This is a genomic window from Solitalea lacus (assembly GCF_022014595.1).
In the GTDB taxonomy this organism is placed as follows: domain Bacteria; phylum Bacteroidota; class Bacteroidia; order Sphingobacteriales; family Sphingobacteriaceae; genus Solitalea; species Solitalea lacus.
On sequence record NZ_CP091740.1, the window covers coordinates 950,162 to 963,384 of the forward strand.

16 protein-coding genes are annotated in these 13,223 nt (G+C 37.4%); 7 read left to right on the forward strand and 9 right to left on the reverse strand.

Translation table 11 applies throughout. The features are described 5' to 3' along the window. Positions 1 to 63: 63 nt before the first annotated feature. The 5 genes from L2B55_RS04030 to L2B55_RS04050 form a co-directional block, all read right to left on the reverse strand. Positions 64 to 1,101, reverse strand: a complete 1,038-nt coding sequence (locus tag L2B55_RS04030; protein WP_237849008.1) for an asparaginase — start codon at positions 1,099 to 1,101, stop codon at positions 64 to 66. A 50-nt stretch (positions 1,102 to 1,151) separates the two neighbouring features. After that, the gene (locus tag L2B55_RS04035; RefSeq protein WP_237849009.1) at positions 1,152 to 1,922 is read right to left on the reverse strand and encodes a TatD family hydrolase; all 771 of its coding nucleotides are present in this window, start codon (positions 1,920 to 1,922) and stop codon (positions 1,152 to 1,154) included. Between the two features lie 111 nt (positions 1,923 to 2,033). Then, positions 2,034 to 2,885 (reverse strand): FKBP-type peptidyl-prolyl cis-trans isomerase, encoded by an 852-nt coding sequence (locus L2B55_RS04040; RefSeq protein ID WP_237849010.1) that lies wholly within the window; start codon positions 2,883 to 2,885, stop codon positions 2,034 to 2,036. 36 nt (positions 2,886 to 2,921) lie between these two features. Continuing rightward, complete coding sequence (locus L2B55_RS04045; RefSeq protein ID WP_237849011.1) at positions 2,922 to 3,929, reverse strand: DHH family phosphoesterase; 1,008 nt, start codon at positions 3,927 to 3,929, stop codon at positions 2,922 to 2,924. Between the two features lie 117 nt (positions 3,930 to 4,046). Continuing rightward, positions 4,047 to 4,931: an FKBP-type peptidyl-prolyl cis-trans isomerase gene (locus L2B55_RS04050; protein WP_237849012.1), complete on the reverse strand. Its 885-nt coding sequence runs from the start codon at positions 4,929 to 4,931 to the stop codon at positions 4,047 to 4,049. A gap of 195 nt (positions 4,932 to 5,126) precedes the next feature. On the opposite strand from L2B55_RS04050, the gene L2B55_RS04055 reads away from it, so the two are divergent. Further along, positions 5,127 to 5,546, forward strand: coding sequence for a nucleoside-diphosphate kinase (locus L2B55_RS04055; protein ID WP_237849013.1), 420 nt, complete (start codon positions 5,127 to 5,129; stop codon positions 5,544 to 5,546). Positions 5,547 to 5,620: 74 nt separating this feature from the next. On the opposite strand, the gene arsC is transcribed toward L2B55_RS04055, so the two are convergent. The 3 genes from arsC to recF are packed head-to-tail and all read right to left on the reverse strand — an operon-like array spanning position 5,621 to position 7,448. Continuing rightward, a complete protein-coding gene (arsC, locus tag L2B55_RS04060) occupies positions 5,621 to 5,962 on the reverse strand; it encodes an arsenate reductase (glutaredoxin) (protein WP_237849014.1) in 342 nt (113 codons plus the stop codon). A gap of 24 nt (positions 5,963 to 5,986) precedes the next feature. Next, entirely contained in the window at positions 5,987 to 6,280 is a 294-nt protein-coding gene (locus L2B55_RS04065) for a DciA family protein (RefSeq protein WP_237849015.1), read from the reverse strand. A gap of 34 nt (positions 6,281 to 6,314) precedes the next feature. Then, positions 6,315 to 7,448: a DNA replication/repair protein RecF gene (gene recF / locus L2B55_RS04070; RefSeq protein ID WP_237849016.1), complete on the reverse strand. Its 1,134-nt coding sequence runs from the start codon at positions 7,446 to 7,448 to the stop codon at positions 6,315 to 6,317. Between the two features lie 86 nt (positions 7,449 to 7,534). Between recF and L2B55_RS04075 the strand changes: the two genes are divergently transcribed. From L2B55_RS04075 to L2B55_RS04095, 6 genes are all read left to right on the forward strand, one after another. Continuing rightward, on the forward strand, positions 7,535 to 8,221 hold the full coding sequence (locus L2B55_RS04075; RefSeq protein WP_237849017.1) for a YfgM family protein: 687 nt from the start codon (positions 7,535 to 7,537) through the stop codon (positions 8,219 to 8,221). 106 nt (positions 8,222 to 8,327) lie between these two features. Next, positions 8,328 to 8,822 carry a 6,7-dimethyl-8-ribityllumazine synthase gene (ribH, locus tag L2B55_RS04080; protein WP_237849018.1) on the forward strand — a complete coding sequence of 165 codons (495 nt, stop codon included), beginning with the start codon at positions 8,328 to 8,330 and terminating at the stop codon, positions 8,820 to 8,822. Positions 8,823 to 9,094: 272 nt separating this feature from the next. Beyond that, entirely contained in the window at positions 9,095 to 9,223 is a 129-nt protein-coding gene (locus tag L2B55_RS18850; RefSeq protein ID WP_255696543.1) for a hypothetical protein, read from the forward strand. Next, complete coding sequence (gene ytxJ / locus L2B55_RS04085) at positions 9,223 to 9,555, forward strand: bacillithiol system redox-active protein YtxJ (RefSeq protein WP_237849019.1); 333 nt, start codon at positions 9,223 to 9,225, stop codon at positions 9,553 to 9,555. The genes L2B55_RS18850 and ytxJ overlap by 1 nt, the downstream gene beginning before the upstream one ends. A gap of 111 nt (positions 9,556 to 9,666) precedes the next feature. Next, entirely contained in the window at positions 9,667 to 10,911 is a 1,245-nt protein-coding gene (gene rocD, locus L2B55_RS04090) for an ornithine--oxo-acid transaminase (protein ID WP_237849020.1), read from the forward strand. Between the two features lie 79 nt (positions 10,912 to 10,990). Further along, positions 10,991 to 11,680, forward strand: a complete 690-nt coding sequence (locus L2B55_RS04095) for an aspartate/glutamate racemase family protein (protein ID WP_237849021.1) — start codon at positions 10,991 to 10,993, stop codon at positions 11,678 to 11,680. Here the strand turns inward: L2B55_RS04095 and L2B55_RS04100 are convergent, their stop codons facing one another. Continuing rightward, entirely contained in the window at positions 11,681 to 13,204 is a 1,524-nt protein-coding gene (locus L2B55_RS04100) for a GH3 auxin-responsive promoter family protein (RefSeq protein ID WP_237849022.1), read from the reverse strand. Between the last annotated feature and the right edge of the window lie 19 nt (positions 13,205 to 13,223).

Below are 13,223 nucleotides of genomic sequence, written 5' to 3' on the forward strand. Positions count from 1 at the left end.
TTAGTATAAAATTAAAAATCCCTTCAAGAATACTTAAAGGGATTTTTCTCAACTATTAATTTATTATCTCTGTCCGTTCAATTTGGTGAGCTCGCCTCTTATTGAGGTAGTAAGCATCTTCTTTTGTTCATCGAGTGGGATGTTCTGCGCCATAACAAACATTAGTTTAGTGATAGCAGCCTCATATGTCATATCATAACCGCTTAAAATTCCCATTGCAGATAATTCATCGCTGGTTTCATAATGCCCCAAAGTAACGGTGCCACCCATGCATTGGGAAATATCCAAAATGATGACACCTCTGTTGATTGCGTCTCGTAAAACAGTTAAAAAAGCAGGATTGGTACTTGCATTGCCTGATCCGAAGGCCTCCATTATGACAGCCCGGAGTCCAGGGGTGCTTAAAACTCCACTTACAAATCGTGGATCCATGCCTGGGAATAGTTTCAGCGAACCCACAGACGTGTCAAAGTATTTGTAAACTTTTAAAGGTTTTTCAGTGTGAGGGAGAATATATTTCTCGTTGTATTTCAAGCGTATGCCAGCCTCTGCCAGGGGATGGTAATTGGTTGAGGTAAAGGCCTGGAATTTTTCAGAGTCAAATTTTGTTGAACGATTGCCCCGATAAAGCATATAATCAAAGTAGATACATACTTCAGGTACCATTGCCTTGCCGTCTTCACGTTTGGCTGCAGCAATTTCGAGGGCGGTTAACAAGTTTTCTTTTGCATCCGTCCTAATTTCACCAATCGGTAATTGGGATCCGGTAAAAACTACAGGTTTGGCCAAATTCTCCAATGCATAACTTAGCGCAGAAGCTGAATAGGCCATTGTATCTGATCCATGAAGTACCACAAAGCCATCATACCTACTATAATTATCTTCAATGATTATGGCAAGCTCTACCCAAATCTCAGGTGTCATGTTCGAAGAGTCGAGAGTTGGGTTAAACGAATGCACTGCGAAATTATAGTTCAGCCGTTTCAGCTCAGGTACATTTCCGGTAATATGCGAAAAATTGAAAGGTTTAAGGGCCCCGGTTTTGGGGTCATTTACCATTCCAATTGTACCACCGGTATATATTATCAGAATATTGGTCATTTAGGTTATTCTTGGTTTATTGATGAATTTGCAAATAAAACCATTCCAAATTAAACTCCAAAAATAGATTTAGAATTTTCAGTGGTTATTTTTGCCAATTTTTCAATTTCCATTTGGTGCAAGTCGGCCACTTTTTGTGCAACATGAACCAGGTAGCTGCTTTCATTGGGTTTTCCTCTAAACGGCACCGGCGTTAAGTATGGAGAATCAGTTTCTAGAACGATGTGTTTTGGGTCGACTTGTTGAACCACTTTGTCGAGTCCGGCGTTTTTATAAGTAACCACTCCGCCAATACCTAAATAGAAATTCAAGTCAATAACATGCTTTGCTTGCTCAATTGTGCCTGTAAAACAATGGAAGATTCCCCGGAGTTTTTCGTCTTTTTCTTGTTCCAGTATTTCCAAAATTTCATCGAACGCATCCCGGCAATGAATAACGATCGGTAGGTTTAAATCTTTAGCCCAATGAATTTGTGTTTTGAAAGCTTGCTTTTGCTGTTCAATATGGGTTTTATCCCAATAAAGGTCGATTCCGATTTCGCCTATTGCATATATTCTATTAGAGTCAATTGCAGTTCGGATATGGTGGAGTTCCAACTCAAAATCATCTTTAACTGAGCATGGATGTAATCCAAGCATAGGAAAACAATTAGATGGGAATTGAGTAGCTAATTGAAATACTTGAGGAATGGTAGCACTGTCAACATTGGGTAAAAACAAACGAGATACACCATTGTCAAATGCACGTTGAATAGCTTGGGCTCTTTCTGATGCGTCTTCAGGTGAATAGTATTGATGAGTATGGGTGTCGGTAAGGATCATTGTTGGATAAATTGACTAAATGAGCTTTAAGTACGTTCATTTAAACAAAAAACTGCGGATGAATGTTCACCCGCAGTTTTTTGCAATATGGAATATGTTTTGCAAAAAAAATTATTTTGCTGCTGTTGGAGCTTTTGCAGGTTTTACATCAATAACTTGTAAATCAAACACTAATGGACTGTTTGGAGGAATTGGACCATTGCCCATTTCGCCATAAGCCAATTTGGCAGGAATTACAAATGTTGCGGATTCACCTTTTTTCAATAATTGTAAAGCTTCAACCCAACCGTCAATTACCATTCCTTTTTGAACTGGTAATTCAAATGGCTGACCGCGATCAACTGATGAATCAAATTTAGTTCCGTCTAATAATTTGCCCGTATAATGAACTTTAACAGTATCGCCTACTTTGATAGGTGTTCCTGTAGGAGCAGGGGTGCTGATATGGTAACGCAAACCCGATGCAGTTTTTGTGTAGGCTAATTTGCTAGTCGCTTGGAATTTGTCCATTGCTTTATTCGCATCAGATTCCATTGAAACTTTAGTTTTAACATCTTCAATCTTAACTGTAAACGTTAAATAGCTGCCAGACTTAATAAATGGAGGCATTTGCTGCATTCCAAGCTTTGGAGAGAAAATAGAATCAGCTAATATTTTGAAGGAAGCACTATCTCCTTTGGTAAGTAATTTAAAGGCATGCATCATATCTCCTTTAAACATTGATGGCTGAATGATTAATTCAAGCGGACCACGACCCTTATAGGTATTTAATAATACTGAATCACTATCGGTTTTATAAATTAAGTTTACTTTTACAAAGTCTCCTTCTTTAATTTTTTCGCCTTTATTTTCGGTATATATTTTGTACAATAAGCCCGAATCATCTTTCTTGTAACCGTCTTTGTTACAAGCAAACAGCACACCGGCTAGGGCTACTGCTACTACTGCAAATTTTACTTTCATTTCAATAATTGACTTTATTTTTTTTATGCTATTTGGTTAAACGTTCAACAATTCTTTATATTCTGGCAATATGGAAATAAACTTTTCTACAGTTGCCTCTAGTGACAGGTTCGATTGACCACCTGCTGCATTATGATGTCCCCCTCCTTCAAAGTACTTTTTTGCCACTTCGTTTGCCGGAAACTCACCCTTTGAGCGTAAAGATAATTTCACTATTTCGGCCCTGTCAATAATAATGACTGCGAATTTAATGTTATTGATTGAAAGTGCGTAATTTACGATTCCCTCCGTATCTCCGGAAGTAACTTCATATTTGGCTAAATCTTGTTGAGTTAGTGCGATGAGAGCTGTTCTGAATTCAGGGAAAACCTGTAATTTGTCTTTTAAACAATAACCTAAAAAGCGAGTTCTATTTTCAGAATAAGTATCATAAACCAACTCATGGATACGTGAGTTGTCTGCTCCCGCTTCTATTAAATCAGCAACAACCTTATGAACATGTGAAGTTACTGAGTTAAAACGGAAAGAACCAGAGTCTGTCATTATTCCACAATATAAGCAAGAAGCAATTTGCTTGTTTAGTAAATGCTTGTCGCCCATTTGTACCATAAAATCATATACCAGTTCAGCGGTTGCACAAGCAGCTGCATTCCATAAACGGAAATTGTCAAACCCTTCCGGCTCTAAGTGGTGGTCGATCATTACTTTTTGCGCCAAGGAGGCACCTATAACATCCCCCATGCCATTTATCCTGCGTAGGCCGTTAAAATCTAGGCAGAAAATAAAATCTGCATCAGCTATTAATTTTTCAGCTTCGGCTTGCTTTTCAGTATAAACCAACACCTCCCCATTGCCCGGTAGCCAATGTAAAAAGAATGGATAATCAGTGGGCGTAATTACATGCACATTGTGACCTTTAAGCAGCAAATAATGATACAAGCCTAAAGATGATCCCATTGCATCGCCATCAGGTTTAGGGTGAGTGGTAATAACAATGTTTTTAGGGGTTTGTAAAAGCGGCTTTAAATCCGTAATCGCTTGCATATAATTTATTAAAAGGGTCGAATATAGGGATTTAATGTTAATTTCGAGTCACGAATTAGCAAGTGTACCTAATCTGCTTAGTTTATGACCCGAAATCAATGATCTATAATAGGCAAGCTATTTTTTAGGCTTTATATCTATTAATTCTACATCAAAAGCTAAAATACTATTAGCCGGTATATCTGCTCCCATGGCTCTTTCACCATAAGCTAAACCTGAAGGTATTACCAAAATTGCTTTTTCTCCTTTTTTTAGTAATTGTAAACCTTCATCCCAACCCGCAATTACCATTTTTTGTCCTACCACAAACTCAATAGGCTGGTTTCGATCATACGAAGAGTCGAATTTCTTGCCATTTAATAATTTGCCTGTATAATGTACACTGATCGTGTCTCCAGCTTTGGCTTTCTCTCCTTCGCCTATATTAAGAATAGAGTATCGAAGTCCGGATATTGTGTTTTTTAATAGAAGTTTGTTTGTCAGCGCGTAGTCAGCAATGGCTTTGTCTTCTGTTGCTTTACGTTTTGCGGCCGCAGCCTTAGCTTCAGCAGCTAATTGCTGTGGTGTTTTTACATCAATAACTTTAATTGTATAACATAAGAATCGGTTAGCCCCTAAGAATGAAGGACGTTGTGCGTCTGTCGGAGCTCCTTTAAATAAATGGGCGCTGCTTATTTTAAAAGTTGCACTGTCTCCTTTAGCAAGCAAAGTAAGAGCGTCCATCACTTGGGCCTTGTCCATTAATGTGTCAAGTTTAACAGTTGTTTCTATAGGCTGTTTCAGTTTGTAAGTGCTCTGCAAAACCGAGTCTTTGTCGGTTTTATAGACCAAATGAAACTTTACGTAATCACCTTGTTTAATTTTTACCTTTTGCGGAGAGGTGGATGTTTTTAGTATTTTATAGTATAAGCCACGTTTGGTTTGCAAAAAACCAGTAGTGAACGCAATAGAACTAAGGCTAGCGGCAACCAAAACGGCTGCGATTTTTTTTACAGACATCATCAAATGGAGATAAGAGTTATATCAAATACAATCAACTTTAAAATGGAGGGCTAAAATAAAATTTAAAAGTCTATCTTTGCGGCAAATTTTTAAAATAGCTTTAATCAAGCTTATCTCGTTGTATGACAGCTTTTAAGATTGATTAAGCCTAGTAGAACCAGTCAAGTTAAGTACAATAAAATTTATCAATAAAAGATGGCTACAAACAGAACCTTCACAATGATTAAGCCTGATGCAGTGGCAAATGGCCATTCAGGCGCTATTTTAGATCGCATGATTAAAGCAGGCTATAAAGTTGTTGCGTTAAAATACACTAAATTATCAGCGGAAACTGCAGGACAGTTTTATGCCATTCACAGTGAGCGACCTTTTTACAATGATTTAGTAAGCTTCATGTCTTCAGGTCCGATTTACGCGGCTATTTTAGAGAAGGATAACGCAGTAGAGGATTTTCGTAAATTTATCGGTGCTACTGATCCAGCAAAAGCTGATGCAGGTACTATCCGTGCTGACTTTGCAAAATCTATTGATGCAAATGCAATTCATGGTTCTGATTCAGATGAAAACGCTGCTATTGAAGGCAACTTCTTCTTCTCAAGCTTTGAGCGTTTCTAATAAGCTTATTGGCTAGTTATAATAAGAGCGCCGGTTAAATTAATCGGCGCTCTTTCTTTTTCAATGATTGTCTATTACTTTATAAATTCAATAACCTTTTCTATTGGACGCCCAATTACTGCTTTGTTACCATCAATAATTACCGGGCGCTCCATTAATTGCGGGAAATCAATCATCGCTTTAATTATTTCATCATCAGAAAGACTTTTTCCTGCAAACTGCTCTTTCCATAATTCTTCTTTCGTGCGAACCAGCTCAATTGGTTTAATGCCAATTAGTTCGATAATTCCTTTTAGCTGATCAAAGTCAAGTTTATTATCAATGTATTTGATAATTTCTATCTGCAGTCCTTTTTCTTCCAAGGTTTTCAGAACATTCCTGCTGGTGCTGCAACGAGGGTTATGTAATATTTTCATTTTATAATGTTAATGAGGAATTATCTATAAGAAAACAACATCATCAATCAGCTTGCTTCCAGTTCTGTCGTTTACAACTTCAACAATTTTATCTTTTGCACGGGTAAGTTCATGGCGAAGCGCGGCTGAGTCGAGCCGAACAAATAGCTTACGGTTCCGAATAAATAGTTCAGAAGTTCTGTTAGCCACCATTGGGCCCATAATATCGGACCAGGATTGCACAATGTTCACTTCATTGTATTTATCCTTCAGTTTATAGGTGTTAAGCAATAGCTCTATTGCTTCTTTAAGACTTTGTTCGTTTGATTTTTTAAACATAATTGATTGGTTTCATCGATCAGTTGCTGTTTGCTTATGCATTAAATACTTCGATGTTTTTTAAATGACCGCCTTCTACGGCGCCTTTATCTACTTTAAACACTTTTATCTCTCTCGCAATCTCATTAAAGACTTTTTCAACTCGCTCACGATTAGTGTCGGTAATGAAAATTTGTCCAAAATTGTCATGTACTACCATTTCCATCAGCTTTTTGATACGCAAATCATCAAGCTTGTCAAAAATATCATCAAGCAATAAAAGTGGCTTAAAGCTCTTAATTTGAGTAAGATAACTGTATTGGGCAAGTTTTAGTGCTATTAAAAAAGATTTTTGCTGTCCTTGTGAACCGAATTTCTTCAGGGGATAGCCATGAATTGAAAATTCTAGTTCATCTTTATGGATGCCAAATCCTGTTCTCTGTAAAAGACGATCTTTTTGAAAGTTACGGGCTAGTCCGACTTGGTAACTCTCATTATTTAGCTGTGAATTGTATTGTAAGGTTACCTGTTCCGCTTCTCCACTAAGGTAGCGATAATGTTCGTCAAAAATAGGAGTGAATATCTCTAAAAAAGTTTTACGTTTTTGATAAATCTCCGTTCCGGTGACAATGAGCTGCTGATCATAAATGGACAACAAATCAGTATCATATTGACCAGTTTCAGCAAACCGACGTAACAAACTGTTGCGATTGGTTAGATTTTTATTGTACAGAATGAGGGTGTCTAAATATTTGTTATCGGTTTGCGAAATAACATTGTCAATAAACTTTCTTCGTTCTTCACTGCCTTCAATTACCAAACTAATGTCGTAGGGCGATATCATCACCAATGGAAACTGTCCAATATGGTCAGCCAGACGTGTATAATCTTTTTTGTTACGTTTAAACTGTTTCTTTTGATTGCGCTTCAGTCCGCAATAAATAGTTTCTTGCAGTTCTTGTTTTTCAAATACACCCTGCAGCATAAAATAGTCTTGCTCGTAACGTATTTGTTGGCTATCAACCGGATTAAAGTAACTTTTGCACAGCGATAAATAATGAATGGCATCCAGTAAATTGGTTTTCCCGGCGCCATTATGCCCCACAAAACAATTTACCTCCGGATGAAACTCTAGTTCTGCCTCCGGGTAATTCTTAAAATTGAGTAATGTAAGTTTTTGCAGGTACATCCGACAAAATTAAGCATCCTCCAAATAAAAATCGGACTTGCGTAAAAAGATTAAAATAGTATTTTTGCGCACTCAATATAGTACAAATGGCAAATAATCAAGAGAATAATCATCAAGATATCGGTGGTGGTTTAGATTTACAAGGGCAGTTCGGTAAAACAGAACAATTTGTTACAGAAAATAAAAAAAGCCTTTTAATCATTTTAGGCGCAGTGGTTGTTATGGGTGGTTTATTCATTGGATGGAACCTGTACCATAAAAGCCAGGATAAAGAAGCGCAAGACCAAATGTTCAGAGCTGAGCAATATTTTGAGGTTGATTCATTAGATAAGGCGCTGAACGGTGATGGAAACTATCCGGGCTTTGCAAAAATTATTGATGAATATAGTGGTACTAAAGCTGCTAACCTTGCTTATTACTATGCAGGTATTTGCTACCTGAAAAAAGGTGAGTACCAAAAAGCCATTGACCATCTTGAAAGCTACAGTTCAAAAGACGAAGTCACCAGTGCTACTTCATTAGGAGCTATCGGTGATGCTTACAGTGAGTTAAAGCAATATGAGAAAGCCGCTGATTTTTACCAAAAGGCAGCTGATAAAAAATTGCAAAGCTTTTCGCCAATTTATTTAATGAAATTGGGTATGATTTACGAAGAGTTGAAAAAGAACGATAAAGCTATTGAAGCATACAATACAATTAAAACTGAATATAGTGATTCTCAGCAAGCTCGTACAATTGATGAGTACATTGCTCGCGCAGAAGCTAAGTTGTAATCAGTTGAATTGAAAGAGATTGAAAACGGTGAACGGTGTTTTAGCTGCTCACCGTTTTTTTATTTTAAAGTAAATATTTTTAATCATTAATTAACCATTTATCAAGATGGCTACAGCATATAAAAATCTTTCCGATTTTTCAGAATCAGAGGTTCCTTCTGCAGAAGGGTTTAAGTTTGGGATTGCGGTTTCTGAATGGAATCAAAAAGTAACCGGGGCATTGTTGCATGGCGCTATTGAAACGCTAAAAAAATATGGTGCTTCTGAGGAGCAGATAGTTGTTCATGCGGTACCTGGTACTTTTGAATTAAGTACCGGAGCGCAACTGCTATTAGAATATGGTGATTTTGATGCCGTAATTTGCTTGGGTTGCGTTGTTCAGGGTGAGACTCGTCATTTTGATTTTATTTGTGATGCGGTATCGCATGGTATTACAAACGTGGCTCTACAATATAAAAAACCAGTGATTTTTGGAGTTCTTACTACCGACAATATGCAACAAGCAATTGAGCGATCGGGTGGGCGTCATGGCAACAAGGGCGATGAAGCCGCTGTTACAGCAATTAAAATGGTTGAATTTGCTAAAAAAATGAAAAATTAATAACCAAAAGGCAAGTTTTACGTATAAATGGTTATGAAAAAATCAGTTCTACTGTTCATGCTTGCCTGTATATTAGCAGTGCCGGTACTAGAGGCTTGTTCCTCATATCAGTGTCCCGCCTATAGTTCGGTAAAAAAAGCAAAACCGGTAAAATCTAAAGGCAAAAAGAAAGATCGATTTAAGGACTAATTTTTGCATAGTATTTATAATCAGTAAACCTTATTTCGTTTTATTGATTATTCTGTTAAATTAATCAACTAAACTCATAGCTAATGAAACGTATTGCTATTCTCCTTCTCTGTGCATTTGTTGCAGGTACTGTTTTAGACTCTTGCCGCAGCGGCGAAAAATGTCCGGCTTACTCTACAGTTAAAAAAGGTAAAAAATCAAGATATTATTAATGAATTGGATTGAGCTGACTGCTGAAGTGCAATTGCAACAGATCAAGGCAAAAAAAAGTTTTAGTATTATTTTTAAGCACAGTAGCCGTTGTTCAATCAGCTTATTTGCTAAAAAACGATTTGAGCAGGATTGGACTGAATTACCTGCTGAAACTGAGCTATATTTTCTCGATTTGTTGAATTATCGCCCTGTTTCGGCAGCCATTGCTGAGATTTTTCAGGTGCATCACGAATCTCCTCAATTATTATTGATTAAGGATGGGGAGTGCATCTATGAATCGTCCCATGGTGAAATAAACGTTTCAGATACCCTGGAACAGATGATTATATAAGTAACAAAGCCCGGATTGTCCGGGCTTTGTTGATTATGGTAATTTGTTGAGAATAAGTTCAAAGTCAGTTTTATTAAGGCTATCTTTGTTGCCCTACTCAATTACATAATTATGACAGAAGCAGTTTTAGGATCACTTTCAACAGAGCTGATTGAATTGGAGAATAAGTATGGTGCACATAACTATCATCCTTTACCCGTTGTACTTGATAAGGGTGAAGGAGTATATGTTTGGGATGTTGAAGGTAAACGTTATTACGATTTTCTTTCTGCATATTCTGCCGTAAACCAAGGGCATTGTCACCCTAAAATTATCAGCACTTTAATTGAGCAAGCCCAAAAGCTTACACTCACTTCACGAGCGTTTTACAACAGTACATTAGGCGAGTATGAAAAATTTGTAACAGGGTACTTTGGGTTTGATAAGGTGCTTCCTATGAATACAGGAGCCGAGGCTGTTGAAACTGCAATTAAAATTTGCAGAAAATGGGCATACGAGAAAAAAGGTCTCGTCGAGAACTCTGCCCAAATTATAGTTTGTGAACAGAATTTTCACGGACGTACTACCACAATTGTATCTTTTTCAAGCGACAAGGGTGCCAATAAAAACTTTGGACCATATCCTGAGGGTTTTATCCGTATTCCTTATAATGATATTGATGCCTTGGCGAAAGCTTTAGAAAATCCTAATGTTGCCGGTTTCTTAGTGGAACCTATTCAAGGGGAAGCAGGTGTTTTTGTGCCTGATGAAGGTTACCTTACTAAAGCTCACTCGTTATGTAAGTCGAATAATGTGTTGTTTATCGCCGATGAGGTGCAAACCGGAATTGCCCGTACCGGTAAATTACTAGCATGCGACCATGAGAGCATTCATCCGGATGTATTGATTTTAGGTAAAGCCATTTCGGGAGGAGTACTTCCAGTGTCTGCTGTTTTGTGTAATGATGAAATCATGGAAGTTATTACCCCGGGAACTCATGGGTCTACTTTTGGCGGGAATCCGCTAGCCAATAAGGTGGCAATGGCTGCATTATCGGTAGTTAGAGATGAACAATTAGCTGAAAATGCAGAACGCTTAGGGAGATTGTTTCGTGCTGAGATGCAGAAGCTAGTGGATGAAACAGAGCTGTTAGTTTTGGTGCGTGGTAAGGGCTTATTAAATGCAGTAGTTGTGAACGATACAGAAGATAGTTCAACCGCATGGGAACTATGTGTACAGCTTAAAGAGAATGGGTTATTGGCAAAACCAACTCATGGAAATATTATTCGTTTTGCGCCTCCATTGGTTATGACTGAGGAGCAGTTGATGGAATGTGTGAACATCATCCGCAAAACTGTTTTAGCGTTTAAGAAATAAAAAACTAATTTTCTAAAAAATTAAAAACGGCAATTCAATACTGAGTTGCCGTTTTTTGATTACATAAAATTAACAGAATATGAAAAAGCTTGGTCTGATCGGTGGAATAAGCTGGGTTTCAACAGCCGATTATTACAAATTGATCAATGAAGGTGTAAATGAGCGTTTGGGTGGATTAAATTTCGCAGAATGCATGATTCACTCATTCAATTATGCTGATATCAAAAGAAATAATGATAATAATGATTGGGATAGCACCTTAAAAATGATTACTCAGGCATCATTAGGCTTGAAACTGAGTGGTGCAGAGGCAATTATTTTATGCGCAAATACAATGCATAAAATAGCTGATGATTTAGAGGAGATTATAGGCTTGCCTGTTATTCACATTGCAACAGAAACAGCCAATGTGATTCATCAGCTAGGAATCAAGAAAGTTGGATTATTGGGAACTAAGTTTACCATGGAGCTCGACTTTTTTAAAAATAAGTTATCGAATCAATCTATTGAAGCCTTGATTCCGGAAGTAGGGGACAGAGACTTTATTCAAGATACTATCTATTATGAACTTGGCAAAGGCATTGTTAAACAAGAAACCAAACAACGTTACATTTCAATAATTAACAATCTTATTCATCAAGGTGCTGATGGAATAATTTTAGGATGTACCGAAATTCCGTTAATTATTAAACAAGAGGATGTTAGCAAACCGGTTTTTGATACAACATTGATACATTCCAAGGCTGCAGTTGAATTTATTCTCTCTTAGTTAAATCGCTTGCTCTACCAATATTTCCAATAGTTCATTGAGGTATTTGCGGTCATTTGCTAAACGAGGGACTTTATGTTGTCCTCCCAGTTTACCTTTGCTTTTCATCCAAGTGTAAAACGTTCCACTTGGCGCAAGGTGTAACAACGGTCGGTGTAAAGCCATGTCTTTGTGTCGCTTAGCTTCATAGTCGGAGTTTTGCCTTTTAAGGTTTTCGTCCAATAGGTCTATAAAAGCCTCAATGTTTTCCGGCTGTTTTTCAAATTCAATGATCCACTCATGACCTCCATTTTCTTTTTCAGAGAAATAGATTGGTCCTGCAGTATAATCTTTGATAATAGAGTTGGTTGCTTTGGTAGCAGCAGTTAATGCTTGTTCAGCATTCTCAATAATTAGCTCTTCTCCAAAAGCATTGATAAAATGACGGGTTCTGCCAGTAATTTGTATGCGGAATGGATTTAAGCAAGTAAACCTAATCGTATCACCAATAAGATAGCGCCATAAACCACCATTGGTAGAAATAATAATGGCGTAATTTTTATTTAACTCAACTTCACTCAAATCCAACGTTTTGGCGAAAGGATTTCCATAATCTTCCATTGGCAAAAACTCATAATAAATACCGTAATCAAGCATTAACAACATATCATTGTTATTGCTTTGATCCTGGATGCCGAAAAAGCCTTCGGATGCATTATAGGTTTCCAAATAATACATTTCCTTTGAAGGAATGAGTTTGTGAAACTGATCACGATATGGAGTGAAGTTTACTGCTCCATGGATATATAGTTCAAGATTGGGCCAAACTTCCAACAAATTGGACTTTCCTGTAAGTTCTAGAATACGTTTGGCTAGAATCAATGTCCAGGTTGGTACACCGCTGATGTTTGTTACATCTTCATGCATGGTGGCATGCGCCATTTTTTCAATTTTGGCTTCCCACTCATCCATTAAGGCAATTGAGATGTCAGGCACACGTAAAAATTCTGCCCATATAGGAAGGTTCTGAATCAAAACAGCTGAAAGGTCACCATAGCAAGATTCGTCATTTAACTGATTAATCTGATGGCTGCCGCCCATTACAAGGCTTTTGCCAGTAAATATTTTTGTTTCAGGTCGATTATTGCAATAGATGGCCAGCATGTCTTTACCGCCTTTGTAATGGCATTCTTCCAGCGATTCTTCACTTACCGGAATAAACTTGCTCTTATCACTGGTAGTGCCTGATGATTTAGCAAACCATGTTATATTGCTGGGCCATAAGATATTTTTCTCTCCCTTCATCATACGTTCAATGAAAGGTTTCACTGAATCGTAATTCTGTATTGGAAAACGCTGTTTAAATTCTTGCGGACTGTCAATTGATTTAAAGTCATATTGTTTACCCCATTCGGTATTACGGGCCGTATTTACAAGATTAGAAAGCCATTCTTGCTGCACCTCATGAGGATATTTCATGAAAAGCTCAATCTGATGAATTCGCTTTTTCATGATCCATGAAACAATATTGTTGATGATTGACATTTCTTTTGTATGATAGTCC

Bases quoted from the DNA above. Each gene is read 5' to 3' on its own strand.
- ribH (WP_237849018.1), top strand. From the start codon at position 8,328: ATGGCTACAGCATATAAAAATCTTTCCGATTTTTCAGAATCAGAGGTT.
- L2B55_RS04035 (WP_237849009.1), bottom strand. From the start codon at position 1,922: ATGATCCTTACCGACACCCATACTCATCAATACTATTCACCTGAAGAC.
- L2B55_RS04100 (WP_237849022.1), bottom strand. From the start codon at position 13,204: ATGTCAATCATCAACAATATTGTTTCATGGATCATGAAAAAGCGAATT.
- ytxJ (WP_237849019.1), top strand. From the start codon at position 9,223: ATGAATTGGATTGAGCTGACTGCTGAAGTGCAATTGCAACAGATCAAG.
- recF (WP_237849016.1), bottom strand. From the start codon at position 7,448: ATGTACCTGCAAAAACTTACATTACTCAATTTTAAGAATTACCCGGAG.
- L2B55_RS04050 (WP_237849012.1), bottom strand. From the start codon at position 4,931: ATGATGTCTGTAAAAAAAATCGCAGCCGTTTTGGTTGCCGCTAGCCTT.
- L2B55_RS04055 (WP_237849013.1), top strand. From the start codon at position 5,127: ATGGCTACAAACAGAACCTTCACAATGATTAAGCCTGATGCAGTGGCA.
- rocD (WP_237849020.1), top strand. From the start codon at position 9,667: ATGACAGAAGCAGTTTTAGGATCACTTTCAACAGAGCTGATTGAATTG.
- L2B55_RS04030 (WP_237849008.1), bottom strand. From the start codon at position 1,101: ATGACCAATATTCTGATAATATATACCGGTGGTACAATTGGAATGGTA.
- L2B55_RS18850 (WP_255696543.1), top strand. From the start codon at position 9,095: ATGAAACGTATTGCTATTCTCCTTCTCTGTGCATTTGTTGCAGGTACT.
- L2B55_RS04065 (WP_237849015.1), bottom strand. From the start codon at position 6,280: ATGTTTAAAAAATCAAACGAACAAAGTCTTAAAGAAGCAATAGAGCTA.
- arsC (WP_237849014.1), bottom strand. From the start codon at position 5,962: ATGAAAATATTACATAACCCTCGTTGCAGCACCAGCAGGAATGTTCTG.
- L2B55_RS04040 (WP_237849010.1), bottom strand. From the start codon at position 2,885: ATGAAAGTAAAATTTGCAGTAGTAGCAGTAGCCCTAGCCGGTGTGCTG.
- L2B55_RS04075 (WP_237849017.1), top strand. From the start codon at position 7,535: ATGGCAAATAATCAAGAGAATAATCATCAAGATATCGGTGGTGGTTTA.
- L2B55_RS04095 (WP_237849021.1), top strand. From the start codon at position 10,991: ATGAAAAAGCTTGGTCTGATCGGTGGAATAAGCTGGGTTTCAACAGCC.
- L2B55_RS04045 (WP_237849011.1), bottom strand. From the start codon at position 3,929: ATGCAAGCGATTACGGATTTAAAGCCGCTTTTACAAACCCCTAAAAAC.